Consider the following 25,195-nt stretch of genomic DNA (forward strand, 5'->3'; position numbering starts at 1 on the left):
AATTTTTCGAGTCAACACTTAATTTCAAACTTTCTTTCGATAATTTGAAACCGAAGTTTCACTTAACTCTCTGCTACGTTGTTCAGCGTCTTTCGTTGCTGTCCGCCGTGTCAGTGGGGTCGCATTATAGGGAGATCTAAAAACAGATCAACACTTTTTTTTGATCTTTTTACTGTTCGCTCAAAAAGCGAACTAAATTTACCGAAAATAGCAAAACAGGTTGCGATTATGGCTGTTTTTTAAGCCAATATTCATAATTTAATGCAAATTTCATTGCTATGTTCATTTAACTCGTTAAGATAGCAAGTTCACAATGTTAAATTAATGTTTATTTCTTGTTTATTGGTAGATCAAAATGAAATTACCCGATCAAAAATCTTTTCTTTTCTCCGTTATTCTTGCTGTATTAGGGTTTGTTGTTGTTAAGTTTGCATTCGCGAGCTTAGCGTTAGACCCAGCATTGCTATTTGGTGCAGGCTTATTAATTGGTGCTTTAGTTATTGCAGCTCTTTCATCAACGTCAAGTGAGGAGGCCGAAGTAAAAACAAAAACACTTTATGTTGGCAACCTACCTTATCGTGCAAATGAAGGTGTTGTTCGTGCTTTATTTGAAGAACAAGGCAAAGTGTTCAACGTACGTTTATTAAAAGATAAAAACACAGGTAAACGCCGTGGCTTTGGTTTTGTTGAAATGGCTGAAGTGGATGCAGATAATGCAATTAATCAATTAAATGATAGTGAGTTCCAGCAACGTACTTTAAAAGTACGTGAAGCAAAACAAAAACAAGAGAACGAGGCTAATGGTTTCCGCGAGGGATCTGATCAGTCAGCGTAATGAGTTCTATACTTAATTGCGAATGACAAATAGGAGCCGTTGCATAATAGTGCAGCGGCTTTTTTTTACCTGTTGTAAAGGTAAGGCCACGTAAAGAGATTAAACTCTCAACCCGCTTAGCAATCGCTTTGCCTGAATCAATAAGTATAATCCGTTGTTTGTAGTAATTACTAATCGCGCTGGCAAGTAATGGAAAGTGCGTACAGCCAAGTACCAACACATCTATCTCTTCTGCTATCGCTAAATCACTCAATACTTTTGCAAGCTTTGCTTCATTAAGTATCTGCGTATGAAATAGTGCTTCTGCAATTTCCACAAGCGTCGTTGAACCATATAAGCTGACTCGAGTGCCTTGGCTATGAGTACTAATTAAGTTTGCAGTATAGCGACTCTTGGTTGTTGATGGGGTTGCCAATAACCCGATATGTTTACTTTTACTTATAGCGCACGCAGGCTTGATCGCTGGCACTACACCAACAACTTCTATATTAGTATAAGGTCGAATTGCCTCTAAGGCTGATGTTGAAGCGGTGTTACAGGCTATTACTAGTATATCTACCTGCAGCGCTCTACTTTCTATAAAGCAAAGTAAAGCAAGTAAGCGGTCAATAATGGTTTGTTGGCTTTGAGAACCATAAGGTAATAATGCATTATCCATGAAATAGCTATAATCAGCATTTGGGATCAATGCTTGGATCTGTTCAAGTACAGTGGTTCCGCCTATACCTGAATCAAACACCATAATATGGACTGACAAACTGCTTACCTCGGATCATCAAAGGCCAGCAGTTTGCCATGCAGTTTTAGAAAAAGAAAGTTGCGGTTATGAGTCTTGCTCAGAAGCTGAACGCAACTTGTTCATTTGCTCGAACATTGCTTTGGTATAATCAACTAACTTACTGACTTCCTCTTTGTCTTGATTCAACCATTGTAAGATACCAGCTAGTTCATTTTGCAAACCTATGTCGCCAGCTTTATTAAATGCCTGTTTTAGGTCGTCATTAAACGGCGCTATTTTCTCGGCGACTTCTTTTTCAGGAGCTGGTTTATATTCTTCATAGCCTTTTATCGCAGCCACTGTTTTGGTTTGTTTCAGATCCATCGTAAAGCCAACGAGTTGTTCATTACCTAAGTTCAACTCTTTCGCTTGTTCAAAGGCTTCTTCTAATGAACCAGAGAAGAATGTTTCACTGACACTTTGCAAGTCTTCCATCAATTCATTGATAGCTTGCTGCTCTTGCTCATTTAAATCGCCATTGACTGTCATCGAAAATGACAAGTCTCGTGATTGCGAAGATTCACTAACAAACGCTTCGTTATCGCCATTTTTACTGTAGCTACTTGCCGATTTACTTTCATAGGCATCTGCAAAGCTAATACTTACTTCATCACCTTCAGCCGTTGTAAAAGTGTATTCTGCGTTATTACTTAAACTAAGGTATTGAGCTTGGCTTACTGAAACTGCGTTCGGTTTAGGGTTGAATAAATCATCTTCTAGCTCATCTATACCTTTATAGATGCCTTCTTTAGATTTTTCGATGCCTTCTTTTATATCATCATTAAGAATGCCTGACTCTTTGAGCTCATCATACGCATCGTCGATACCCATTTGCACACCTTTGCGTGCATCACCTAGCATGCCTTTGAGTTTTTCATCATCAGCACCATCGGCTTTTGCTTTGCGAAGTGCGCCGCCAACAAAGTCGAGTACGTTTTTAACGATCTCTTCAAAATCAAATAGCGGTTTATCTTTTTTCTCTTCAGCTTTAGGTAAGCCAAGAGCTGCAGCTAGTTTATCATCAAGAACTTTTGCTGCCAGCTCTCGCCCGCGTTGCTGATAACTGTCTTGACGATTTTGAATGGCAGGCTGCTGCAGTGCCTGTTTGCCATTGTATTTATTCACATTTGTATTAGGTATATAGCCTAGATTGCCAATTTTCATGATCCGACTCCATGTTATGGTTATCTCATTATCGGCCAAAAACCACATAACTTAAGTTTTTTGTATAAAAAAACGACACTAAAATAAATAACAAAACTAGACAAATCCTCAGCGCTCCCTACAATAGCGCCGTTATAAAGCTAAGAGATAAAAGGTAATCAGCCATGGCGGTTATAAAAATTGATACAACTCAATACGATGCACAATTGAGTGAGAAAGAGCAGCGCATCACTAACCAGTTTCGACGTTTTGGAGTCGAAAAATTAGAGGTGTTTGGCTCTGATCCTATTCATTACCGCCAACGTGCAGAGTTTCGTGTATGGCATGAGGGTGAAGACTTATTTCACATCATGTTTGATCAGCAAACCAAAGAGAAAATTCGTGTTGATGAGTTTGACCCTGCAGCACCTTTAGTCGGTGAAGTGATGCAAGCCATGATCGAAAACTTAAAGGGCAGCGAAATTCTGCGCCGTAAGTTATTTCAAATTGATTACCTTTCTAGCCTAAGTGGTGAAATCCTCGTTAGCTTGTTATATCACAAACAATTAGATGAGCAGTGGTTACAAGCAATTAAAGAGCTGAAAACAAAATTAAGCGCACAGTTTAAAATTGATTTTATTGGCCGTGCGCGTAAGCAAAAAGAAGTGATTGGTAACGATTACGTCATTGAGCGTCTTAATGTAAACGGTAAAGAATTAATTTATCAACAAGTCGAAAATAGCTTTACGCAACCGAATGCGAAAGTGAATATCAAGATGCTAGAGTGGGCACAAGCACTATGCCAGCCACTTAGCAATGACTTACTGGAGCTATACTGCGGGAATGGTAATTTCTCAATTGCCCTTGCGGGTTCATTCGACCGTGTATTAGCCACAGAGATTTCAAAATCATCGGTTTACTCAGCGCAATACAATATCGCGCAGAATAAAGTTGAGAACTTAGATATCATTCGTATGTCGAGTGAAGAGTTTACTCAAGCGATGAAAGGCGAGCGTACTTTCTCTCGTTTAGATGGCATTGACCTGACAAGCTATAACTGCCAAACAATCTTAGTAGATCCACCACGCGCAGGCATGGACACGCTAACGTGTGACTTAGTTGCTAACTACGACAATATTATTTATATCTCGTGTAATCCAGACACCCTTGAGCGTGACCTTGATCACCTATGTAAAACCCATGAAGTAAAACGTTTTGCGATCTTCGATCAATTCCCTTATACCCACCACATCGAATCAGGTGTGTTTTTGCAACGCAAATAAAATCATTTCTCTGCCAGCGCAGTAAATAGCGCTGGCAACTGCTGCTCGCTGTAGACTGCTATATTATTCTCGGTTAACAGCTTTGCAGTTAATCCCATGCCTGAAATTTTCTTTCCAGAATGACTACCATCGTAAATAGTATTGCGACCGCATGAAGGACTTGATTCTTTTAATAACGCATAACGAATGCCCTGCTTTTGACAAAGCTTAAGTGCTTGTTCTGCGCCGTAAGCAAATTGTACAGTTACATCCTGCGAATCTTTGGTAAGTACTCTTCCTGCTTTTATTTCTGCAGGCGGTCTTGCCGTGGGCAGCCCACCAGCTACTTCAGGACAGAATGCGATGAGCCTTCCCTGCTGTTTGAGTGTTTCTAAGCCTGGATGAAGTAAATTTTGCGATTGCCCATCATAACGAACAGGGTTTCCTAATAAACAACTTGAAACTAATAATTTTTGCATGTGCTGTACCAACAAAAAAGCTCCGCGAACGGAGCTTTTATTTTAATTAAGCTAAGCTTACTTATCTGCTAGGTAATTAATTAAACCAGCCATGCTTTTAGCATCGCTAATACCTGAGTCTGCACCTAAGATTAAACGGTATTTACCGTTAACAATAAAGGTTGGAACGCCTTTTAAAGCACCTTTTTGTTGATAGTACTCTTGATCACGTGCCATTTTAGACGCCATCGTGCGTACAGAAAAACTGTTGTAGTACTTATCAAAGTCTTCTGCTGTTACACCTTGTGAAACGAAGATGTCTTTCATATCAGCTAATTCATTAATGCGTGCACGCTTGGTATGAATATGGTTAAAGATAGCAGCTATAATCGCCTCTTTTTGTGGAAGGACGGCAGCAGCAGCCATAGATTGCGCTAAAATAGTTTGAATTTCTGGGTCACGAGGACCAACAAAATTCACTGAACTTTTCTTAAAAGTGATTTTTTTGTCTAATAACGGCTTTAGTTCTTTTACAACCGGTTCAAAGTTATTACACGCGGGGCAATAAAATGAAAAGAACTCTTTTACTTCTGGCTTTTTAGAAGCGCGTGCATCAATTGTTTCATAATGCTTCCCTTCTTCGTATTGCGCTGCCGTTGCATTAGCCGCTAAACCTAGCGTCATAGCCATAAATGCAGCCTTTACTAACTTGATCATTACTTCATCACTCCAACATTATTGTTTTAATAAAAATGCGACTAACTCATCAAGCATCTGTTGGCTCTTGATGGTATTTAAATTAATTTTATATTTATCATTAACGATAAAAGTAGGTACGCCTGTTAATGCGCCCATCTCTGAGTACTGCTGTTGCTTGTCACGCATTGCCTTCTCTGCGCTGATCACTGGCATACTCGCAATATCAGTATCAAACACGTCACTTGTAATACCGTTAGTGGCGAGTAATGCTTTAACATCTTTTAGGTCTTGAAGCAGTACACGTTGCTTGTGGATGCTATTAAAAATTTGGTCAGCAACTTGTTCGCCTTTACCATGCTGTTTAGCAATTAGGTAAGCATAACTTAGGTTACTTTGTGTTTGCTTTGAAACACCACCTAAAAAGTTAACATGGCTTTTTACAAACTCTGTGCCTTCTGGCAATTTAGACGCAAGCGCTTTTGCAACTGGCTCAAATTGAAAACAATGTGGACAATAGAATGAGAAAAACTCTGTAACTTGCGGCGCTTTACTTTTTTCAACGTTTAATACTTCGTATTGATTTCCCGCTTCAAAATTCGCTGCTAATGCTGCGAATGGTAAACATAAAATAAGTAGACTTAACTTTAATTTTTTGAACATTGTTTTCTCGTCTCTAATTAAATTTAAAATTTATGGTAATAATTTTAACGGCGCTTCTTGTAACGCTGCAAGTTGTTCTTTTAGGGCTAATATTTGCTGTTCCCAGTATTTGTCTTCAGCAAACCAAGAAAAGTTCCGAGGAAATGCCGGATCATCCCATCTTTTTGCAAGCCAGCCCATATAATGAACCATGCGCATCGCTCTGAGTGGCTCAATTAACTTTAATTGGCTGTGATCAAAGTCACAAAATTCTTCATAAGCAGCCACTAAGGTGTCTAACTGTAACAGTTGATTGTTACGATCGCCACTGAGCATCATCCATAAGTCTTGAATTGCAGGACCTTGACGACTGTCATCTAAATCAACAAACATCAATGCATCACCCGACCACAATATATTTCCAGCATGACAGTCACCGTGCAGGCGGATAGTTTCAACATTTTTATACTGCTCAGTGGTTTCTTTGATAACTAAATCTAAAATAGTATAAAAAGGGTTTTCAAGTGACATGGGCACCAAGTTACTTGCTTGTAACTGAACTTTAGCTGTCTGTAGGTATTCTTCGCAACTGATCACCGGACGATGTTTAAAAGGAGCGGCTTTTGCTACTTGGTGCATTCGTCCGATTAAACGGCCAAGCACATCGAGTTGATCTAAATTATCAACTTCAAAAATTCGACCACCAACACTTGGAAACAAAGCAAATAAATAACCATTATGTTCAAATAAGCTTTGCCCATCTTTTAGCACTGGTGCAACAACAGGCACCTCTGCATCGGCCAACTCAAAGGCAAATGCATGCTCTTCTAAAATTTGCTCTTTACTCCAACGCTCAGGTCGGTAGAACTTAACGACATAACGATGACCATCTTCTGCTTTAAATTGATAAACACGATTTTCGTAGCTATTTAAAGCCAATAAACCTGATTCAGCATAAATACCTATACTCTCGACTGCATCTAAAATTGAATCAGGCGTCAGGTCAACAAAACTAAATTTACTCATAATGTCTCATCATATAAAAAAAGCGGGAAAACCCCGCTTTTTATTCATCTGCTCAGTGTACTGAATTATTGTCCTTTAAAGAAGTTACTCGACTGTGAAATCTGCACATCAGGCTGACCATCAACAGAAAGTATAAATTCGAACTTAGTCATCGGTTTCTTCAAATCATAGGGATCAACAACCAGTGACAAAGGTACGTTATACGATTCGCCAGATGAAACGGTAAAACTTTGCTTACCTATGTATTCAAAGTTATCTAACCCTTCAACACTAATATTAAACGTCTGGTCGTACTGAGCTTTATTGATCACTTTTAGTGTGTAGGTGTTTTCGACCAAGCCGTTAAAGTCAACTCGGTATAACTGATTACGGTCGCGAATAATGTCAAAATCCATTGGTTTTCGCATCGCAATATTAGTGATCAAAGCACCGGTTAAGATTACTAAAATAACGAGATAACCAATTAATTTAGGACGCAACGCATGAGTTTTATTATCAGGCGTTTCTAAATTGCGCTCTGTGGTGTACGAAATAAGCCCGCGTGGATAATTCATTTTATCCATTACTCCATCACATGCATCTATACACGCACCACAGTTAATGCACTCATATTGTAAACCATTACGAATGTCGATACCGGTTGGGCACACCTGCACACACAAGTTACAGTCAATACAATCACCTAAGCCAAGCTCTTTTGGATCTTGTTTACGTGAACGTGGGCCACGGCTTTCACCGCGCGCTTCATCATAACTTACCGTGAAGGTATCTTTATCGAACATCGCTGATTGAAAGCGTGAATAAGGACAAATATGTAAACACATAATTTCACGCATCCAACCCGCGTTACCATAAGTACATACCGCAAATACCGCTAAACAAATATACGAATACGCTGTTGCATCAAGCGTAAACAGATCTGGTAGTAGCTGGCGAATAGGTGTGAAGTAACCGACAAAGGTAAAGGCGGTATAAAGTGAAAATAACCACCAGCTGGTGTGCTTCGCAGTTTTACGCCAAAATTTATCAAAGTCCATAGGACGCTGATCAAGCTTTTTACGTTGATTGGCACTACCTTCAAACTTTTCTTCAAACCAAATAAAAATAAAAGTCCAAACGGTTTGTGGACAGGTATAGCCACACCAGACACGTCCATAAAAAGTAGTCACTAAGAATAATGCAAACGCTGCCAGCATTAAAATGAAAGCAAGGATAGTCAAATCTTGCGGCCAAAGCGTCAACCCAAAAATATTAAATTTCTGACCTACTAAATCAAACAATACAGCTTGTTGGCCGTGAAAATTAATCCAAGGAAGAAGCATAAACGCAAGCATGCCTACAAAGCCAATTCGCTGCCTTAGTAATTGATGTAAACCTTTTACAGCTCTTACATAAATTCGGTTACGTGGATTAAACCTATCATCAAGGGAAGCATTTTCCGGTTTTTGGATTTTTACTTCCGTTGGGATATTTTTAACTTTAATTTGTTTATCCATCAAAATTCCTCAACGCCACTAGGAAATATGTTTTTCATTTATAGGCTTGCAAAATCAACTAAGCAAATCAGAATACATCTCATTACATTCAAAGATTTCTGAAACTTCTAACCTATCGTTGCTATTATACTCAATCTATAAAAAATTTCAGGTTTTGATCTCACCTATTATTTTTAACTATTTAATCTTATCTGCTTGCTTTTAAAACAACCATTTTATTAAACTTGTCACTAAACCTCCTTTACTTAGATCAAAGATGATTGTGTTATGAAAAAATTTCTTATTTTAGTGCTTATTGTTTTAGCATTGTTCACGATTGACCACCCTTTGATCAAAGAGCCTAGAGAGCGCTTATTAGGCGATGGCATAAGCTTGCTTTCTGATGCTAGTAAAGTAAATCGAAGCCCAGCGGCTAATCTAGCTAAAAGTAATATTAAGACCCAACTTAATTTATCAAACTCTGAGCTAGAGTATGTTGAAGACACATTTACAACCGATGAAAAGCTGCAAGTATTCCATTTGCATTACTGCCGAGAAAAAGATATTAATTTATACTTTTACGGCGAGCGCCTAAACCGCGTATGTAGTATTGTCGCAAATGCATTGGAAGAAAGGTTAAACAAGTAGTGGATTTTTCAGCGCTTAATAAAAGAACGAGTGACTCATTTGCAAAGCAACGCAATATGCTAAAAAAGCTGAGCAAAGGACAAACCTTGTACTGTGAAACATGTAAAGGTGCCCTCACCTTAGATTTAAAAACAGATCAACCAGGTAAAGGCGTTGTGCGCTGTGCAAAAGGTTGCACAGATATTCTATTAGAGCTGGGTTAATTCCAGCCCTCATCATTATAAAGCTGGCTATTTACCGCAGCCACCTCTATTAGTTCAGCAAAACCAGTGGCAAACTCATTCATTACTTCATATTGCTGCTGGCAAAGCTGTCCTTCAGATAAACCATTTTCGGTTGCAATAGCGGCGATTTCAGTACTTTCAATGGTAAAAAAACCTAAGCTCTGTAAGGCGGTTGTTAATGCTTCTTTGAGCTCATCGGCTAAGTGCGGCGCTCCCAATAGCTTATTCAGGTAGCCTTGTGCTCCGTGTATGAAGCCTTGGCTCCAATGCTGGCATTCTTGAATATCTAAATAGTCCTGTCCTTGTGAGCTAAATTGCAAGCTCACAGGTAATGAAAAGCCGGTTTCAAATACTTGTTCACTAATTTTTTGATACAAGGCCATAAAAGCAAACAATACTTGCTCATCCATTTGCCCATCACAGCCTGGCGCAATTTCTTCTAACCACTGATGAACATCAAGCGGCTCTGGTGCGCAAATTACTGCAAACAAATAGCCTTGGGTTTGTGCTAATGAAAGAGCATTTTGTTGCTGTGCCAAAAATTGGCTCAGTAAATCACTTTGCTGCTTTGAAAACTCAGGTAATTGCATATTGTTCTATTAGTCCAGTTTAAAAGTTAAGCGGATATCGACCTTCATTATCTGCACGACCAAGAAACTTTGCAGCATCATGCACTTCTTTTGGTAAGCTTGCCTCTGGTTTAATATAACCTGCAACTTTAAAATCTAAATTCGCTTTTAATGTTGCATCAGCTTCAAGCCCTAAACGATTATCAGGATCAACCAGTACTGCAATATCACCTGATTTACAACTTAAGCGACCACTTAACGGGCCAATACTGAACCAGCCATTCATCCCTTGCACATCAATATTAGGACTGGCAATTTCACCTGCTAAGCTGTCACAGTAAGGCTGACCAGAACTGTATTCATCTAGGTCAACAATCACACGTCCTTGAGCATTAATAGGTAATGGCAGCTTTAGGCGCTCCATTGCACGCTCAACAGTTAAACGTAAGGTGGTATTTTTAACGGTGACTGACTGATTAAATAGCCCATATGAAAAGTCTGCGCGACCAGAAATATCAGCCTTATCACGTGGGTCTCCAAAGCGAACAGTACCTACTAACTTACCTGTAAATAGTGACCAGCCCGATAATTGCCAACGAACATTATTTAATTGTTCACCATCAAAACGCACTTGCATTACACGGCCGTCCCACAGTGAGCCACTGGCTTTACCCAACTGCAATTGTTTTGGTAAATGAGGTGCCGCTAAATCGAGTGCAACACTGGCGGGTGTTTTAATAAGCGTAAACACCAAAAAACACATCACAAACACAGTGATTAATAAAATAATTTTTTTCATCGCTTACTTCTCTAGTACCAAACGACTTACACGCACAAAGCCCGGCTTGTCATCTTTACTTAAATCTAAATTTTCGATGAGAACCCCTTGCGAATTGACCAGCTCATCAAGCCACTCAACAAGTTTATTAAATTCAACAGAATCAATTGTTAAGCGTAATGAATTATCATTTGGTTGCATTTTGCTAATCGTGATCTGATAACGGTTACGAGTACTGTTGACAATTTGACTTAAATTACGGTTATTGGTGACTCGCGCGCTACCACTGGCTTTAAGCTTGACGATACTGTCATCTACCCAAGCAAGTAGTTCTTGCTGCTTAATATTGTCTTGTTCAGCTTTTTCTATTGCTGTATTGAGAGGCCTGAACACACCCATTACCAGCACAAAAATCACAAACACAACGCCAGCAACCATGACAAGTTGCTGCTCTTGTTCTTTTAATGAACGCCAATAATTAATTAATTGGTCTTTCATGCAGCACCTCGCAACTTAATTTCACCAACGACATAATCGCCATCATTATTCAAGGAACCTTGATCAACCGTTAAACCACGTTGTTCTAAGATAGCTTTCACCTTGCCAAATGATTGGAAATCTTTGCCTCGCGCACGAATACGTAATTCATTGCGGCCATGATCATAACGGAGTGTCTCTGGGGTAAAATCTTTCACTTCTGCAAAGATTGCAACCAGATCATTAGTTAAGTCTAAGAAACCTGCACTGTTTCCGCCCTCAATAAGTGCCAGCTCGTTACGAATTTGGCTTCGAATTAATTGCGGACGTACCTTTTTATTGGGAAAAGCACGTTGATAATTTGAGACGACTTCTGCTTTGGTTGCTTCTAGTTGGCTGTTAAGTTTATAAAGTTCGAGAGACTTAACACCTACACTACACACTAAAGCGATGCCAGCAGCAATCGCCGCTTTTTTCCAATAGCCCCACCAAATAGCAGATTTTTTCTTTAGCTGGTAAATACCTTGACGTAAGTTAAAACTTACTTCAGGTAATTGCTTTGCAAACAAGGCTAAAGGCAAATCATACTGCTCTGTTTTGGCTGTCAGTGTGACCGTGTCTGGAAAGTCAGTTGCCGGGCTAAAATGAGCAACACTAGGATTACCTATAGCGGTTAAATAACCGTGCAACCAACTCTTTTCTACAGCTGCTATATGCCAATCACCAAGCTTACATAACCACTGACCATTTAACTCTACAGCGCGAAGCTGAGTATGATCCTCAACGCGTGGCAACAATAATGCGTCAGGAAGTACTTTAAATACTTCAATAGCGTGCTCACTAAATTGAGCTAACCATTGCTCAAACCACTCTCGGTCAGTCATCGCAATATTAATTGCATGCTTTTCTTCGATAGTTGTTGGCTCAGCGATTGCGATAAATAAATCGTCGACATCGCAAGCTATTTCTTCTTCTAGCATGTAAGGAAGTGCTTGCTCTAGCTTACGACTCCACTTAGTTGGCAGTGCTACTGTTTTTAATTGCACTTGGTCGCTTGGCAATAGAACAACGACCTCACGTGATTGTGCTTTTTCTGTTAGTTCACCAAGATGTGCCGCGTTGGCAATATCGCCACTAGCAATTATTTCTTCTTCTGTTGGTGAGTAAATAAGCCAGTTAAGGCTGTCTGTTAATGTATGACCCGTACGGATCAACAATATTTCTGTCACTGTACGCCTCCAAATTTTCGCGCCAGTATCGTTACTTTACCATTATTGGCATGGAGTAAGGTGGTCATCGAAAAACGCAGCTCTGCAAATTCAGCCTGCGTTTGTAGTTTAAAGTATTCACTGTTGATGGTGAACAGGCCTTCAACTGCTTTCACATTCTGTGCGCCCTGTTGATTTACCTCTTCAAAAAATGCTTCTAAATCATCAAAGCCTTTTTCAGGGCGTGATGATAAAACGGTTTCTGCGCCAGAAAGACTAAGCCCCTCAATGAGTGAGCTTAAAATAATCGCACTTTCTGTCGGTAGCGTATTTACATTAATAGCCATGAGTTCACTACCTGGGATCACACACACGAATGGTAGTATTTTTTCCATCACTAGTGGGTTAAAACCTTTTATTAAACGCAGTTCAGATGGAGAAGCGAAATAACTGTTAGCTGTCATATAAGGATAATCTCGCGATAAGTATTCGTCTTCTTCGGCACCTGAGCGATAGGTAATGCTATCAGCATCTAGCCAATCATAAACGCTATCAGCCATGGCTTCTTCTGACTCATCAGAGGGTAAATCCTCTATATTCTCTAATAGTGCTAAAAGCGCTTTATGTGCTGGATTTGTTTTGTTATTAGGATCTTTTTCTAGGTCAGGTTCAGCATGCAATGCATTCAAATTTAGGCACGCCTGTAAATCTGTGATTGTCCCAGTTAACATGCCATGATCAACTGGATAAGGAACCCCTCCTAGTTGTGCCCACACTTGCCCTAAATGTGTTTTATCTGGATCATCTTCTTTAGCTTGTTTTAGCGCTTTAATTGCTAATTCTTCAGCGGCAAACGCATACCACTTTGCTTGCTGATGATTTTGAATATTGCTGCTGCGCTGTACCTGCACCATTAAATTAGCACTCATTTCGACAGCTAACATAGCAGCAAGCGCTACAATAAATAACACAATCACGAGTGCAGCACCTTGAGAGCGTTTAAAACTAATCATGGCTGACTATTCGCTCCTTGTGTTGAGGTCGTAACTTTACCTTCACCTGGCACTAAAAATACGCGACGAATTGGCTCTTGCTCAATTTTTTTAATGGTGACGGCAACCGCTTTAGGAAGTGCTTTTATTTGCCATTGCTCTTGCCACTCATCTTTATCATCTAAAAACTCAAACTTAAGTTCTTCAATATCTTCTAGAATCACTTGAGAGCGTGGTTCAATATTATCTAATTGATCAACATAAACGCGGTAAACACGTTCTAAGTTATCATCAATAACGCGATAACCAACAGCTTGTAATTCAGAGCGTGGCAGTAAGTTTATTGGGTTAACCCAGCCATCTCGTACAAAGCCAATGCCATCGTATTGGCTGTCTAATACATAGCGTCCTGCTAAAATGTACGTATCTTGAAAATCACCGGCTTCATTGCGCACTTGGCGCTTAGTCATCTGACTAAAATCTTGGTCCATCAGCCGAAACAATGTTTGTAAACCGTTAAGTTCAGCAATGGTTTCATCTGAGGCATCTTTGGCTTTGGTCGTCGAGTCTAAAATTTGATGTGTTGAGAGCACCACGAAAGCTAAAATGCCCATGGCAATAATCACTTCAAGCAAAGTAAAACCGCGTTGCTTCACTACTTATCACCTTTATTTAAATAAGTAGAAAGCTCATAAACTGGGTATTCTAACTTTTCATCTGAAAATACATTAATAGTCACTTTAACAAAGCTTTTGTCAGCAGTTGGCACGACATCTTGTCGCCAATACCAGTCAAAACCTGCAAGTGTCTGCGTCCCTTTTGTGCCGTTCTTCCCTGCCCACTTTTCACCTTTGGCACGTTGCTCAACCATGACATTTTCAGCAACCCATGATGCATATGTTTGTTCTTCTATCGACGAAAGATGATTAATGTGCTCACCAGTCGCCTGCATAGCGGCAATGCCCGCCATTGCGCAAATAGCGAGTGCAACCATTACTTCTAATAACGTGAAACCTGTTGATTTAATCATTATTCTGGTTCCCTACGAAGCTTAACAGGGGCCATGAATTCGCCTTCAATAAAGTATTGCGGCTCACGCTCATCTTTAAGCTCATAAACCAATTGAAACGCACTCACCTCGCCAGAAGAGAGTATAAGCACTTGCGGTATTTTCAGCTTTTGCAACTCAAGTAAACTATCTTCATCACCGCCACTCATTAACTCGCGCCAGTTAGACTGCTCAAGTAAGTTTTGTTCAGCCCATGCTAAATCATCAAGATTTAGTGTTAACTTAAACCGTTCATCGACTTTAATTGGTGCAAATAGTTTTTCACGGTCAAAGATTATCCATTTTTCACCATCAAAAACCAAAAATTCAAGTGTTTCTTTATCAATATGAAAACCGAGCTCAACTTGATTCAAGATGGCGAACTCAGATGCCATATTAATCGCGGTATGTATTTTGAGCGCTTGTTTTTCGAGTTCTTCCTCTGCCCCCCCATCGAAACTATAAGCGACCATTTTGGTAACAAAGCCAATTACCACAAGTACCATTAAAATTTCGATGAGGCTAAACCCTTTGGCACTGCCTGCCCGAGAAGCCAAATGCAAACGACCAAGGCTTACCATAACAGTAAGCCTTGTTCAGTAATAACATTGAGCAAATGGCTAAGCATATACATTATTGCTTTTCTTCATCCCAGTTACCGATATCATCATCAGTGCCGGCTTCACCATCCGGACCCATCGAGAAAATATCAACTTTACCGATTTCTCCTGGGCTGATTAGCTGGTATGGATTACCCCATGGATCCTCTGGTAGCTTTTCAAGAAACCCACCATCAGGAAAACGCTTAGGAATAGGCTCAATACTCGTTTTAGTAACAAGTGCTTCAAGTCCCTGCTCTGTCGTAGGATACGTTTTGTTCTTAAGCTTATAGAGACTTAACGCATCTTCGATTTGTTGAATATCTAGATGTGCTTTGTCGATTGCTGCTTCTTCTTGCTGCCCCATAATATTTGGCGCCACAATTGACATAATCATACCGATGATAACCAGTACCACCATGACTTCTAATAATGAGAAACCTGACTGTTTGTTCACAAAAAATACCTCTAACTTACTTCAATAAATTATTATAGAGCGACAGTAATAACTGCTACTCTACCGTTCCCTGATTTAAAGACCTACAGCTTTATTCATTGCCATAATTGGTTGCAGTATCGCCATTACAATAAACAAAACAATAACAGCCATTGAAGCTATCATCGCTGGCTCTAAGAGCTTTAACGATACATTAACCATGCTTTCAAACTCGCGATCTTGGTTGTTTGCCGCGCGTTCTAGCATTTGTTCCAATTCACCTGATTTTTCACCACTGGCAATCATATGTAGCATCATCGGTGGAAACAGCTTCGTTTGCTGAAGTGCAGCACGAAGGCTGGCACCCTCACTGACACGCGTTGCTGCATCTTGCACCGATTTTTTCATTTTTTCGTTCACTAATACTCCACCTGAAATACGCATTCCTTCAAGTAAGGGCACCGAACTAGATGATAAAATACTTAATGTTCGTGCAAAGCGGGCAGTATTAACACCTCTGGCTACTTTACCAATACCCGGTAAATACAACACTTTTTCATCAAACCAATAGCGAATATGCGGTCGTTTCAGCGCCTGCTTTATGCCTACCGCTAGGGCAGTTATGACCACCAAGCTAATAAACCAGTAATTTTGTACAAAGTTACTGGCCGCCATAACCCATTCTGTAGTCCAAGGTAAAACTTGCTTAGACTTTTCAAATGTCTTTAAAATCTTAGGCACTACAGTACCGAGCAACACAGATACGATAGCAATTGCAAATACAACAAGGATAGTCGGATACACCATCGCTTGTGTTATTTGACTACGCATATGCTGTCGTTGTTCCGTGTAATCAGCTAAACGATTAAGAACTTGATCTAAGTGACCTGACTTTTCACCCGCTGCCACCATTGCGCGATATAAATCATCAAACACATGCGGAAACTCACTCATGCCATCGGCAAGCGTATAGCCTTCAACTACTTTTGAGCGTACGGCCATCAACATGCGCTTTAAGCGTGGCTTCTCACATTGCTCTGCGACCGCCATTACAGCCCCTTCCACAGGTAAAGCCGATTGAATCAAGGTGGCAAGCTGACGGGTAATTAAAGCTAAATCTGAGGTGGAGATCTTAGGCTTAAAAAAACCACTAAAGAGAGACTTTTTAGCCCCTTTCACTTGTTTTTCGCCTTCTGCCGCAGCAACAACCTCTAAAGGCATTAGGCCTTGATCACGCAAAGTTTGGCGAATTTGTTTTACCGTATCGGCCTCAAGAATGCCTTTTTTCTCTTTACCTTTACCATCTAAGGCTCGGTACTCAAACGCTGCCATAGTTAACCTTCCTCACGTGTTACACGTAAGACTTCTTCTAAGGTTGTACGGCCAGCTAATACACGGCTACAGCCATCCTGACGAATACTTGGGCTATGCTTGCGGATGTATTTCTCAACGCTTTGCTCACCTTTACCACTGTGGATCATTTCACGAATTGTTTCATCAACAACTAATAATTCATGAATACCTGTACGACCGCGATAACCGTTAAAGTTACACTCTTCACAACCCACAGCTCGGTAAATTGTTGGTGGCTCTGCAGGGTTTACACCCAGTAGCTGACACTCACGTTCATCGGCAATGTGACCTTCTTTACAAGTATTACATAAAGTACGCACTAGGCGTTGCGACAATACACCTAATAACGACGATGAAAGTAAGAAAGGCTCAACACCCATGTCTTCCATACGTGTGATTGCACCGGCTGCCGTATTAGTGTGCAGAGTCGACATTACTAAGTGACCAGTTAATGACGCTTGAACACCTATTTGTGCTGTTTCAAGGTCACGGATCTCACCAACCATTACTACGTCAGGGTCTTGACGAAGGATGGCACGCAAACCGCGTGCAAAGGTCATATCTACTTTAGTATTTACCTGAGTTTGACCAATACCTGGGATCTCGTACTCGATTGGATCTTCAACCGTAAGAATGTTGCGATCGCGTGAGTTAATTTGACTCATACCCGCATACAAGGTGGTACTTTTACCAGAACCTGTAGGACCGGTTACTAAGATAATACCGTGCGGCTTACTAATTAAATCAGCAAATAGCTCTCGATTACGCTCAGTCATCCCTAAATCTTCAAGATTCAAGCGCGCATTATTTTTATCAAGTAGACGCAGCACGACACGCTCACCAAAGCTTGATGGCATCGTTGATACACGCACATCAACAGCACGACCAGCAATACGTAAACTAATTCGACCATCCTGCGGGATACGTTTCTCTGCGATATCGAGTTTTGCCATAACCTTAATTCGCGACACTAACAATGAAGCGAGTTTACGATTAGGTTTTAATACTTCTTTTAAAACGCCATCAACCCTAAAGCGAATAACAAGTTCTTGCTCGAATGTTTCGATATGAATATCCGAGGCACCTTCTTTAATTGCTTCGCTCAGCATCGCGTTGATCAGCTTGATGATTGGTGCATCGTCATCACCAGCCAAAAGATCTTCAGTTTGCGGTAATTCATCGGCCAACGAGAATAAATCAACCTCGTTACCAATATCTTCCATCATCTGTTGCGTTTCAGAACTATCACGCTGGTACGAAGCCTCTAGCAATAGCTCAAATTTATCATCTGGTAATTGCTCTAACGAAAAACCATGACCGGCAATACGACGTACTTCAAGCAGTGCATCTAGGTTTAACTCACCGCGATAAAACACAGTCCAGTTATCTTGATTTTTGCTTAGCAATACGCCTGTGCGACGTGCATACGAGAACGGCAACCGCTTCGTTGGCAAGCTAACAAGATCATCACTTGTTAAAAGCTCATCATGAGTAGTTGTCGTGTCATGGACTAACTCGTCATTAATCTCGGTAATTGCATTAGTCATCGTTGCGCTCATTCGCGTTTTGTTGTTTTAGGTACTCTTCGTAAGTTGGCGGTAATACCAAAGCGTCATTCCATTCAGGAAGGATTGGTGCATCCGTCAACGGCATTAAATCAATACCATCTTCTTTTTGTTTATGTTGTTCGCCACGGATAAAGTTATATTTCGAGTGGCTCAGTTTATTCATGCTAATGCCATCGCGCACAATGGTAGGACGAATAAATACAATCAAGTTACGCTTGCGTTTATTTGTACTTGTTGAACGGAATAAATGACCAACTACAGGGATATCACCTAACAATGGCACTTTAGATACACTTTCCTGCACATCTTCATCAATCAAGCCACCTAGCACAACCATGCCACCATCGTCAGCCATAACGGTGGTTTTAATAGCACGCTTATTAACTGAAATATCAACTGCTGTAGCGCCACTAACACTTGATACTTCTTGTTCAATTGTTAGCTGTACTGCAGAGCCGTCATTAATTTGCGGTGTTACTTTAAGTTTTACACCCACTTCTTGACGTTCAACTGTTTGGAATGGATTTGCGTTATTTGAGCCTGTTTGTGAACCTGTGATAATAGGTACTTCTTGACCAACAATCATCGACGCTTCTTCGTTATCCATGGTCGTAACAGACGGTGTGGCAAGAATGTTTGAGTTAGTATCTGTAGATACTGCTTGAATAATTGCACCCCAGTCATTTTTCACGATACCCATTGCGAGTCCGTTAATACCACCAAGCAATTGCCCTAAAGGACCTAAATCACCTTCTACAGTTTCTTCATATGGCGTTGTATTACCAGTCTCACTGCCTGTAATCGTTTTTTGTACCGTTTTATCACGTGCTTGCTCAGCTGCAACAGCTAACGAACCAACAGGCACTGTTGTGCCATTGTTGAACTGCATCATCCCGCCTTGCTCTGAAATCCACTGCAAGCCTAAATTGATACCATCAGCTTCTAACACTTCAACGATAATAGCCTCGACAAGTACCTGCGCTCGGCGTACATCAAGACGGTCTATTACTTGTTCAAGTGAGCGCATGGTATCTGGCTGGGCAGTAATAACCAGCGAGTTAGAATCTGGGTGCGCTTCAATACTTGTTTCGTTTTGGTTGCGCGTACGAGTCTTAGTTGCACCACCTTGCGCATCTTCTGCTAGCGTTTTACTCACACCCTGTAATACTTTTACAAGATCTTCAGCTTTTGCGTAGTTTAAATAGATAACCTTGGTATTACCTTGGTTTTCAAGCTCTCCATCTAAGCGACTGATAAGATCAACAGCACGAGTTCGTGCTTGTGCTTCACCACTGACAATCACACTGTTAGTACGTCCATCAGCAACAACTTTAGGGATCAAAAACTCTGGAATGCTGCCTTTGCCACCATCTTTGTAAATATTATCAACAACAGACACTACATCGTCTGCGGTAGCAAATTTAAGTTTTACGATATCAACGCGTTTATCACCCGCTTGGTCAACTGAGCGTATAATTTCCACTAAGCGGTTCACCGATGCAGCATGGCCTGTCAACATCATCACGTTTGCAGCATTAAAGTTAGCAACATGGCCACCATCTTTTTGGTCATTAAACTGACGAATGAGTGGGCCTAATTCCTGTACACTAACATTCTTCACTCTAACAACACGCGTCACCATCATATCGCCACTGGCTTGATTATCTTCAGTGATCAAAGGGACGTTTGATTTTTTTGCGTCTGAGCTTTTCTCAATCTTGATAATACCGTTATCCATTTCTACAACTGAATAACCGTATACTTCGAGTACATTTAAGAAGAACTGATAATAGAGTTTTTCATCCATTAATTCGTAGCTGCGCACATTCACTTTACCGCGCACACTAGGGTCAATAATCACCGTTTTATTTAGGTTTTTACCCACGATATTAATGAATTCATTAATATCTGTTCCCTTAAAGTTTGCTGCATATTCAACAGCAGAAACTGAAAGCGATAATCCTGTTAATAAAAAAAGCGCTGCATATTTTGCTAACCCTTTCTTAATTTTTCTGAGGTGTAGCGCGTGAACCATTCTATAAAAACTCCAAAGCTAGTTATTGCAGGCTAAATTGCACATCAATTTGCTCACCATCGCGTTCGATAGTGATGCTGGCGTCAGTACTATTTCGTAATTCGTTAATTGCTGACATTGCCTGTTTTAAATCGTTTAATTGATAGCCATTTATTGCAATAGCTAAATCATTATTCATTAATCCCATTTGCTTAAATAGCGCAGGGTCTTTTCCTGGGCTTAAGCGGTAGCCCACCAATTCACCGTCTACCATCGCTTGAGAAACACGAATGTAGTCAAATAATTTCCCTGGATCGTCTAATACTTCTTCGCGGGTCTCGATAAGAGCGTCTTTTACCTCTTCATCTTCTGTCGCGTTAATTTGTTCAATTTCATCAAGCTGAGGACCATCCATTAAAGCTGGCTCTTCACGCTCTGCCAATACTGGCATAGATACTGTTTTAGTGAAGTCGAGTCCATCTAGCATTAGAGTCTCGAAACGGCCATTAACATCTAAAATGACACGGTCAGGTAATACCTGAGCTAGCTTTGCGCGTGTGCCTTGAACAGCATCATCAACCACATAAGTTTCTTGTTTACCCTGTGATTCAATTATTGCAAGACCAGCTTGATCATTTTGACTTACCGCAACAATGCCAGTCAGATTTATACTGAGGCGAGTTTCAGGGGCATTGTTAATAACTTTATTCTGTTTTTTTGTATCATTTTTACTTTCGGCTACTGCTTTACCGAATAAATTTTGCTCAATGATTTGTCTCGAGTTTACGGTTTCAACTCGTTTTGAAGTGGTATAACCGCTATTGATTGGCAATGCTTTGGTATCAGGCTCAGGCCAAACTAGCCAAAACAACTTTGAAGATAAAAATGCAATATAAACAACAACTAACAGCACTACAAATGCACTTAGCTTGGCGTGTGGTAAGCCGTTTAAAAACTGTCTAACTTGTTGTAAGTGTTGTTCCATATACTCTATTTCTTTTTTTAATTTACAGCTTGATAGCTGGCCTATAGTACCTTTTCATTTTTCATTCAACAAGCACACCTATATTAAACTTTGTAAACGAGGTTATTTTGCAGAACAAAGCAGGTAAGGAATAGCTATGACTATTTCTTTGTTATTAAGTTTCATGGTAGATTTTGTCTATATATTAGCAGCTTTAAAAGAGCACAATTGTGTCAAAAGGTAACACTCAGCAGTCGAAAGATACTAAAGATGAGTTAAGCGTGCGCCTTGATAAGTGGTTATGGGCTGCCCGCTTTTACAAAACTCGTTCAGTCGCACGAGACATGGTGCAAGGTGGCAAAGTACATTATAATGGACAACGAACAAAACCCAGCAAAATCGTCGAAGTGGGTGCAGTCGTAAAACTGCTGCAAGGAGTCGACGAAAAGGTTGTGATAATAGAAAAGATCCTTGAAAAACGTCAAGGCGCCCCCATTGCACAAACCTTATACCAAGAAACTCAAGCAAGTATTGAGAAACGCGAAGCAAATGCTATCGCCCGTAAGAACAACAGCTTCTTTGCTCCACATCCTGAGCGTAAACCAGATAAAAAGCAAAGACGTGAACTGTTAAAACTGAAATCAAGTTAGGTAATGCAACTCATGCAACAAGATTTACTTCATCGTTATATATTTGATCAGCTTGATGTACGTGGTGAACTCGTACAAATTGACAAAACTTATCAAGAAATGATCGCGAACCATAATTACCCTGTTGCAGTGCAAACACTGTTAGGTGAATTGCTCGTTGCGACATGCTTATTAACAGCCACATTAAAGTTTGAAGGTGAAATCGCCGTACAACTACAAGGTGATGGCCCTGTAAAATACGCTGTAATTAATGGTGACGATAAACAAAATATGCGTGGTGTCGCTCGCCTGCAGGGTGAAGTAACAGGCAGCACTATTAAAGAACTAATTGGTAATGGCTACATGGTTATTACTATTACACCTACAAAAGGCGAACGTTACCAAGGTATTGTGCCACTAGAGCACGATAGCTTAGATAAATGTCTTGAAAACTACTTTGAACAATCAGAGCAGTTAAAAACACGCCTTTGGTTTGCAACTGAGGTTACAGCAGAATCAGCAAAAGCTGCTGGCTTATTTTTACAAGTATTGCCTGTAAATAAAGAAAAGTCAGTTGAAGACTTTACGCACCTTGAAGCTATCAGTAATACCATCAAAGATGATGAATTATTACACTTAGATGCAAACACAGTACTGACTCGTCTATATCATGAAGACAACCCGCAGTTATTCGAGCCACAAGCAATCAATTTCCGTTGTGGTTGCAGCAGAGACAAAACTATTGCTGCACTCGTTAATGTAGGCCAAGACGAATTACTTGCAGATGTAAAAGCAAATGGTGAAGTGAAAATTAGCTGCCACTATTGCTTAAAAGACTACATTTTCGATGAACAAGAAATAAAGTCTATTTTCAATTAAAACTGCAACTATAATATTATTATATTAAAAGCCGCACTGAGTGCGGCTTTTTTATTAAAAAAAGTTTAAAAACTAATGATACCGGTATCATGAAAAAGTGACATTTTATGACACCGGTATCATTGAAATTATTCATGTTTTTTGCCAAATATATGCCTTTTTAAGCCCTTCAGACACTCGAATATCCCTAATCCTTCTGTTACTATTCTTTTAGCAAAAGGGAAAACTAAGAACCCCAGAGCTATCCCGTTCAATCTCTCACAATTTAGGTATAAACATGACTGCAAACGCTACTAGTTTTGTTGATCTTACTGCAGCTGAACTTGTCGAACACGCTATTCGTCGTGGCGAAGGGACTCTAGCCGCTAATGGTGCTTTTGTTGCAAAAACCGGTGAACGCACTGGCCGCTCTCCAAAAGATCGTTTTATTGTTCAAGAGCCAAGCACTGAAAACGAAATCCAATGGGGCAACGTAAACCGCCCATTCGATGCAGACAAGTTTGACGCGTTATGGGCACGTGTAGAAGAACACGTGAAAAGCAACGACCACTTCATCTCTCACCTAGAAGTTGGCGCTGATCCTGAGCACTATTTACCAGTTGTAGTTACAACAGAAACTGCATGGCATCATATTTTTGCCAAAAACATGTTTATCGAACCTCAAACATACAATACTGCTGACTTCCCTGAGTGGCAGGTAATGAATGTACCTTCATTTGTATGTGACCCAGAGCGTGATGGCACTAACAGTGATGGCACTGTAATCATCAACTTCGCACAACGTAAAGTGTTACTGGCTGGTATGCGCTACGCAGGCGAAATGAAGAAATCAATGTTCTCTGTTCAAAATTTCCTACTTCCTGCAAAAGGTGTATTACCAATGCACTGTTCTGCAAACGTAGGTGAAGCAGGCGACACAGCCTTATTCTTCGGTTTATCTGGTACAGGTAAAACAACATTATCAGCGGATCCTACTCGTTTCCTTATTGGTGATGACGAGCACGGTTGGGCACCTGGTAGCGTATTTAATATCGAAGGTGGTTGTTACGCGAAATGTATCGACCTATCACAAAAGAACGAACCAGTTATTTGGAATGCAATTCGCTTCGGTACAATCTTAGAAAACGTGGTACTTGACGAAAACCGTGTACCAGATTTCCATGATACCAGCCTTACACAGAACAGCCGTGCAGCTTACCCTCTAGAGCACGTTGAAAAACGTAAAGTAGAAAACCGAGCTGGCGAGCCAAAAGCCGTTGTATTCTTAACATGTGACGTGAGCGGTGTGTTACCTCCAGTTTCAGTACTAACTGAAGAAGCTGCAGCGTACCACTTCCTTAGCGGTTACACTGCGAAAGTTGGTTCAACTGAAATCGGTTCAACTAGCGACATCGAGTCTACATTCTCAACATGTTTCGGTGCTCCGTTCTTCCCACGCCCTGCAGGCGTTTACGCAGAACTTCTAATGAAGCGTGTACGTGAATTCGGCGCTAAAGTATACCTAGTTAACACAGGCTGGACAGGCGGCCCTTACGGTACTGGTCAACGTTTCGATATCCCAACGACACGTGCTGTAGTTGATGCCATTGTATCTGGTAAACTAGCTGACGTAGAAACTCAACACATCGACGTACTTAACCTCGATGTACCAGTGGCAGTACCTGGTGTAGACAGCCAACTTCTTAACCCAATCAACACATGGGAAGATAAAGAGAAGTACGCAGAATACGCAAACAAACTAGCTTCAGACTTCACTGAAAACTTCGCTAAATACGATGTTTCAGAAGCAATCAAATCAGCAGGTCCAAAAGCTTAATATCAAGCTTACCTTCAGATTTAAAAACGCCAGCTATATGCTGGCGTTTTTGTTTTTGGATCATGAGTTACGTTTGAAGTCTACCGTAGGTTGGGTAGAGCGAAGCGAAACCCAACATCAATAGAGCTTTCAGCCGCGCAGTGGAGGTGTCTGGTACTGCGTCTCCATCTGCCGGAGGCTGTAACTTCTAGGCTCTAGGCTCTAGGCTCTAGGCTCTAGGCAAAGTGTACTTGTAGGAATGGCTTTAGCCATGAACGTGTTTGTTATAGTTTGAATTCGGCACTGAAGTGCCTCCTACGAGGCTTTGTTACTGAGGGAGACTCAGTTACCTAACAACTCGGTAGATCAACTGACATCTATTATCTGCCGTCTGAGATACACATCACGTAGGAATGGCTTTAACCATGAATATTTTTGTTTAACTTATTCGGCACTGAAGTGCCTTCTACGGAGTTTTGTTTCTGAAGGTGACTCTGTACTAAACAACCACACAGTTCAACTTTACCCTCGCTAACTAGCAACTCGCTAACTCGTGTTGGGTTTCGCTCCGCTCTACCCAACCTACCTGAAGAATGAATAAGGCACGTTTTGTGGATAGCTTAAACGCAAAAAAGCCCGACTCTTTCGAATCGGGCTTTCTTTAATTTGGAGCCTGGCGATGTCCTACTTTCACATGGC

At 40.6% G+C, this 25,195-nt stretch carries 27 protein-coding genes; 7 read left to right on the top strand and 20 right to left on the bottom strand.

Features of this window, described 5'->3' with window-relative positions; translation table 11 throughout:
* The first annotated feature begins 355 nt into the window (after window positions 1-355).
* Window positions 356-835: an RNA recognition motif domain-containing protein gene (locus ACSFVZ_RS19595; RefSeq protein WP_135922822.1), complete on the top strand. Its 480-nt coding sequence runs from the start codon at window positions 356-358 to the stop codon at window positions 833-835.
* On the opposite strand, the gene murI is transcribed toward ACSFVZ_RS19595, so the two are convergent.
* Both murI and ACSFVZ_RS19605 read right to left on the bottom strand, forming a co-directional pair.
* On the bottom strand, window positions 798-1,592 hold the full coding sequence (murI, locus tag ACSFVZ_RS19600) for a glutamate racemase (RefSeq protein WP_295512782.1): 795 nt from the start codon (window positions 1,590-1,592) through the stop codon (window positions 798-800). The two genes, ACSFVZ_RS19595 and murI, sit on opposite strands and share 38 nt — an antisense overlap.
* Before the next feature lie 66 nt (window positions 1,593-1,658).
* Complete coding sequence (locus ACSFVZ_RS19605; RefSeq protein ID WP_135922824.1) at window positions 1,659-2,777, bottom strand: DUF5610 domain-containing protein; 1,119 nt, start codon at window positions 2,775-2,777, stop codon at window positions 1,659-1,661.
* Window positions 2,778-2,941: 164 nt separating this feature from the next.
* Between ACSFVZ_RS19605 and trmA the strand changes: the two genes are divergently transcribed.
* Window positions 2,942-4,039, top strand: coding sequence for a tRNA (uridine(54)-C5)-methyltransferase TrmA (gene trmA, locus ACSFVZ_RS19610; protein WP_135922825.1), 1,098 nt, complete (start codon window positions 2,942-2,944; stop codon window positions 4,037-4,039).
* Window positions 4,040-4,041: 2 nt separating this feature from the next.
* On the opposite strand, the gene ACSFVZ_RS19615 is transcribed toward trmA, so the two are convergent.
* From ACSFVZ_RS19615 to ccoG, 5 genes are all read right to left on the bottom strand, one after another.
* The gene (locus ACSFVZ_RS19615) at window positions 4,042-4,497 is read right to left on the bottom strand and encodes a 2-thiouracil desulfurase family protein (protein WP_435559459.1); all 456 of its coding nucleotides are present in this window, start codon (window positions 4,495-4,497) and stop codon (window positions 4,042-4,044) included.
* A gap of 57 nt (window positions 4,498-4,554) precedes the next feature.
* Window positions 4,555-5,193, bottom strand: a complete 639-nt coding sequence (locus ACSFVZ_RS19620) for a thiol:disulfide interchange protein DsbA/DsbL (protein WP_295512046.1) — start codon at window positions 5,191-5,193, stop codon at window positions 4,555-4,557.
* Between the two features lie 18 nt (window positions 5,194-5,211).
* Window positions 5,212-5,835, bottom strand: a complete 624-nt coding sequence (locus ACSFVZ_RS19625) for a thiol:disulfide interchange protein DsbA/DsbL (protein WP_138558764.1) — start codon at window positions 5,833-5,835, stop codon at window positions 5,212-5,214.
* A gap of 30 nt (window positions 5,836-5,865) precedes the next feature.
* Window positions 5,866-6,840: a serine/threonine protein kinase gene (locus ACSFVZ_RS19630; protein WP_135922829.1), complete on the bottom strand. Its 975-nt coding sequence runs from the start codon at window positions 6,838-6,840 to the stop codon at window positions 5,866-5,868.
* 65 nt (window positions 6,841-6,905) lie between these two features.
* A complete protein-coding gene (gene ccoG / locus ACSFVZ_RS19635) occupies window positions 6,906-8,336 on the bottom strand; it encodes a cytochrome c oxidase accessory protein CcoG (protein ID WP_135922830.1) in 1,431 nt (476 codons plus the stop codon).
* Window positions 8,337-8,603: 267 nt separating this feature from the next.
* On the opposite strand from ccoG, the gene ACSFVZ_RS19640 reads away from it, so the two are divergent.
* Both ACSFVZ_RS19640 and ACSFVZ_RS19645 read left to right on the top strand, forming a co-directional pair.
* Window positions 8,604-8,963 (top strand): hypothetical protein, encoded by a 360-nt coding sequence (locus ACSFVZ_RS19640; protein WP_135922831.1) that lies wholly within the window; start codon window positions 8,604-8,606, stop codon window positions 8,961-8,963.
* A complete protein-coding gene (locus ACSFVZ_RS19645) occupies window positions 8,963-9,166 on the top strand; it encodes a hypothetical protein (protein WP_135922832.1) in 204 nt (67 codons plus the stop codon). The genes ACSFVZ_RS19640 and ACSFVZ_RS19645 overlap by 1 nt, the downstream gene beginning before the upstream one ends.
* Here ACSFVZ_RS19645 and ACSFVZ_RS19650 read toward each other — a convergent pair.
* From ACSFVZ_RS19650 to gspC, 13 genes are all read right to left on the bottom strand, one after another.
* Complete coding sequence (locus ACSFVZ_RS19650) at window positions 9,163-9,777, bottom strand: UPF0149 family protein (protein ID WP_138558767.1); 615 nt, start codon at window positions 9,775-9,777, stop codon at window positions 9,163-9,165. The genes ACSFVZ_RS19645 and ACSFVZ_RS19650 overlap by 4 nt on opposite strands.
* Before the next feature lie 19 nt (window positions 9,778-9,796).
* Window positions 9,797-10,555, bottom strand: coding sequence for a type II secretion system protein N (locus tag ACSFVZ_RS19655; RefSeq protein ID WP_135922834.1), 759 nt, complete (start codon window positions 10,553-10,555; stop codon window positions 9,797-9,799).
* Window positions 10,556-10,558: 3 nt separating this feature from the next.
* On the bottom strand, window positions 10,559-11,032 hold the full coding sequence (locus ACSFVZ_RS19660; RefSeq protein ID WP_135922835.1) for a type II secretion system protein M: 474 nt from the start codon (window positions 11,030-11,032) through the stop codon (window positions 10,559-10,561).
* Entirely contained in the window at window positions 11,029-12,240 is a 1,212-nt protein-coding gene (gene gspL, locus ACSFVZ_RS19665; RefSeq protein WP_138558769.1) for a type II secretion system protein GspL, read from the bottom strand. The genes ACSFVZ_RS19660 and gspL overlap by 4 nt, the downstream gene beginning before the upstream one ends.
* Window positions 12,237-13,232, bottom strand: a complete 996-nt coding sequence (gspK, locus tag ACSFVZ_RS19670) for a type II secretion system minor pseudopilin GspK (protein ID WP_435559460.1) — start codon at window positions 13,230-13,232, stop codon at window positions 12,237-12,239. The genes gspL and gspK overlap by 4 nt, the downstream gene beginning before the upstream one ends.
* Entirely contained in the window at window positions 13,229-13,867 is a 639-nt protein-coding gene (gspJ, locus tag ACSFVZ_RS19675; protein WP_135922837.1) for a type II secretion system minor pseudopilin GspJ, read from the bottom strand. Before gspJ ends, gspK begins: the two co-directional genes overlap by 4 nt.
* Window positions 13,867-14,241 (bottom strand): type II secretion system minor pseudopilin GspI, encoded by a 375-nt coding sequence (gspI, locus tag ACSFVZ_RS19680; RefSeq protein ID WP_435559461.1) that lies wholly within the window; start codon window positions 14,239-14,241, stop codon window positions 13,867-13,869. The genes gspJ and gspI overlap by 1 nt, the downstream gene beginning before the upstream one ends.
* Window positions 14,241-14,840: a prepilin-type N-terminal cleavage/methylation domain-containing protein gene (locus tag ACSFVZ_RS19685; RefSeq protein WP_295512039.1), complete on the bottom strand. Its 600-nt coding sequence runs from the start codon at window positions 14,838-14,840 to the stop codon at window positions 14,241-14,243. Before ACSFVZ_RS19685 ends, gspI begins: the two co-directional genes overlap by 1 nt.
* Before the next feature lie 52 nt (window positions 14,841-14,892).
* Window positions 14,893-15,315 (bottom strand): type II secretion system major pseudopilin GspG, encoded by a 423-nt coding sequence (gene gspG, locus ACSFVZ_RS19690; protein WP_135922840.1) that lies wholly within the window; start codon window positions 15,313-15,315, stop codon window positions 14,893-14,895.
* Between the two features lie 75 nt (window positions 15,316-15,390).
* Complete coding sequence (gene gspF, locus ACSFVZ_RS19695) at window positions 15,391-16,626, bottom strand: type II secretion system inner membrane protein GspF (RefSeq protein WP_253040145.1); 1,236 nt, start codon at window positions 16,624-16,626, stop codon at window positions 15,391-15,393.
* 2 nt (window positions 16,627-16,628) lie between these two features.
* Window positions 16,629-18,194 carry a type II secretion system ATPase GspE gene (gene gspE / locus ACSFVZ_RS19700; protein WP_135922842.1) on the bottom strand — a complete coding sequence of 522 codons (1,566 nt, stop codon included), beginning with the start codon at window positions 18,192-18,194 and terminating at the stop codon, window positions 16,629-16,631.
* The gene (gene gspD, locus ACSFVZ_RS19705; protein ID WP_435559462.1) at window positions 18,187-20,250 is read right to left on the bottom strand and encodes a type II secretion system secretin GspD; all 2,064 of its coding nucleotides are present in this window, start codon (window positions 20,248-20,250) and stop codon (window positions 18,187-18,189) included. The genes gspE and gspD overlap by 8 nt, the downstream gene beginning before the upstream one ends.
* Window positions 20,251-20,272: 22 nt before the next feature.
* Window positions 20,273-21,214: a type II secretion system protein GspC gene (gene gspC, locus ACSFVZ_RS19710; protein ID WP_199526734.1), complete on the bottom strand. Its 942-nt coding sequence runs from the start codon at window positions 21,212-21,214 to the stop codon at window positions 20,273-20,275.
* Between the two features lie 206 nt (window positions 21,215-21,420).
* On the opposite strand from gspC, the gene hslR reads away from it, so the two are divergent.
* The 3 genes from hslR to ACSFVZ_RS19725 all read left to right on the top strand — a co-directional run bounded on the left by hslR (window position 21,421) and on the right by ACSFVZ_RS19725 (window position 24,517).
* Window positions 21,421-21,843, top strand: a complete 423-nt coding sequence (gene hslR, locus ACSFVZ_RS19715) for a ribosome-associated heat shock protein Hsp15 (protein WP_421968124.1) — start codon at window positions 21,421-21,423, stop codon at window positions 21,841-21,843.
* A gap of 12 nt (window positions 21,844-21,855) precedes the next feature.
* Window positions 21,856-22,701, top strand: coding sequence for an Hsp33 family molecular chaperone HslO (hslO, locus tag ACSFVZ_RS19720; RefSeq protein ID WP_138558772.1), 846 nt, complete (start codon window positions 21,856-21,858; stop codon window positions 22,699-22,701).
* 277 nt (window positions 22,702-22,978) lie between these two features.
* On the top strand, window positions 22,979-24,517 hold the full coding sequence (locus ACSFVZ_RS19725; RefSeq protein ID WP_199526733.1) for a phosphoenolpyruvate carboxykinase: 1,539 nt from the start codon (window positions 22,979-22,981) through the stop codon (window positions 24,515-24,517).
* Window positions 24,518-25,195 lie beyond the last annotated feature (678 nt).

Source organism: Pseudoalteromonas nanhaiensis, assembly GCF_051235485.1.
GTDB lineage: Bacteria > Pseudomonadota > Gammaproteobacteria > Enterobacterales > Alteromonadaceae > Pseudoalteromonas > Pseudoalteromonas lipolytica_C.

Bases quoted from the DNA above. Each gene is read 5' to 3' on its own strand.
- ACSFVZ_RS19650 (WP_138558767.1), bottom strand. From the start codon at position 9,777: ATGCAATTACCTGAGTTTTCAAAGCAGCAAAGTGATTTACTGAGCCAA.
- ccoG (WP_135922830.1), bottom strand. From the start codon at position 8,336: ATGGATAAACAAATTAAAGTTAAAAATATCCCAACGGAAGTAAAAATC.
- ACSFVZ_RS19620 (WP_295512046.1), bottom strand. From the start codon at position 5,193: ATGATCAAGTTAGTAAAGGCTGCATTTATGGCTATGACGCTAGGTTTA.
- gspK (WP_435559460.1), bottom strand. From the start codon at position 13,232: ATGATTAGTTTTAAACGCTCTCAAGGTGCTGCACTCGTGATTGTGTTA.
- trmA (WP_135922825.1), top strand. From the start codon at position 2,942: ATGGCGGTTATAAAAATTGATACAACTCAATACGATGCACAATTGAGT.
- ACSFVZ_RS19615 (WP_435559459.1), bottom strand. From the start codon at position 4,497: ATGCAAAAATTATTAGTTTCAAGTTGTTTATTAGGAAACCCTGTTCGT.
- gspC (WP_199526734.1), bottom strand. From the start codon at position 21,214: ATGGAACAACACTTACAACAAGTTAGACAGTTTTTAAACGGCTTACCA.
- ACSFVZ_RS19655 (WP_135922834.1), bottom strand. From the start codon at position 10,555: ATGAAAAAAATTATTTTATTAATCACTGTGTTTGTGATGTGTTTTTTG.
- ACSFVZ_RS19685 (WP_295512039.1), bottom strand. From the start codon at position 14,840: ATGGTAAGCCTTGGTCGTTTGCATTTGGCTTCTCGGGCAGGCAGTGCC.
- gspI (WP_435559461.1), bottom strand. From the start codon at position 14,241: ATGATTAAATCAACAGGTTTCACGTTATTAGAAGTAATGGTTGCACTC.
- ACSFVZ_RS19630 (WP_135922829.1), bottom strand. From the start codon at position 6,840: ATGAGTAAATTTAGTTTTGTTGACCTGACGCCTGATTCAATTTTAGAT.
- hslO (WP_138558772.1), top strand. From the start codon at position 21,856: ATGCAACAAGATTTACTTCATCGTTATATATTTGATCAGCTTGATGTA.
- gspD (WP_435559462.1), bottom strand. From the start codon at position 20,250: ATGGTTCACGCGCTACACCTCAGAAAAATTAAGAAAGGGTTAGCAAAA.
- ACSFVZ_RS19660 (WP_135922835.1), bottom strand. From the start codon at position 11,032: ATGAAAGACCAATTAATTAATTATTGGCGTTCATTAAAAGAACAAGAG.
- ACSFVZ_RS19640 (WP_135922831.1), top strand. From the start codon at position 8,604: ATGAAAAAATTTCTTATTTTAGTGCTTATTGTTTTAGCATTGTTCACG.
- gspE (WP_135922842.1), bottom strand. From the start codon at position 18,194: ATGACTAATGCAATTACCGAGATTAATGACGAGTTAGTCCATGACACG.
- gspF (WP_253040145.1), bottom strand. From the start codon at position 16,626: ATGGCAGCGTTTGAGTACCGAGCCTTAGATGGTAAAGGTAAAGAGAAA.
- ACSFVZ_RS19605 (WP_135922824.1), bottom strand. From the start codon at position 2,777: ATGAAAATTGGCAATCTAGGCTATATACCTAATACAAATGTGAATAAA.
- ACSFVZ_RS19595 (WP_135922822.1), top strand. From the start codon at position 356: ATGAAATTACCCGATCAAAAATCTTTTCTTTTCTCCGTTATTCTTGCT.
- ACSFVZ_RS19725 (WP_199526733.1), top strand. From the start codon at position 22,979: ATGACTGCAAACGCTACTAGTTTTGTTGATCTTACTGCAGCTGAACTT.
- ACSFVZ_RS19625 (WP_138558764.1), bottom strand. From the start codon at position 5,835: ATGTTCAAAAAATTAAAGTTAAGTCTACTTATTTTATGTTTACCATTC.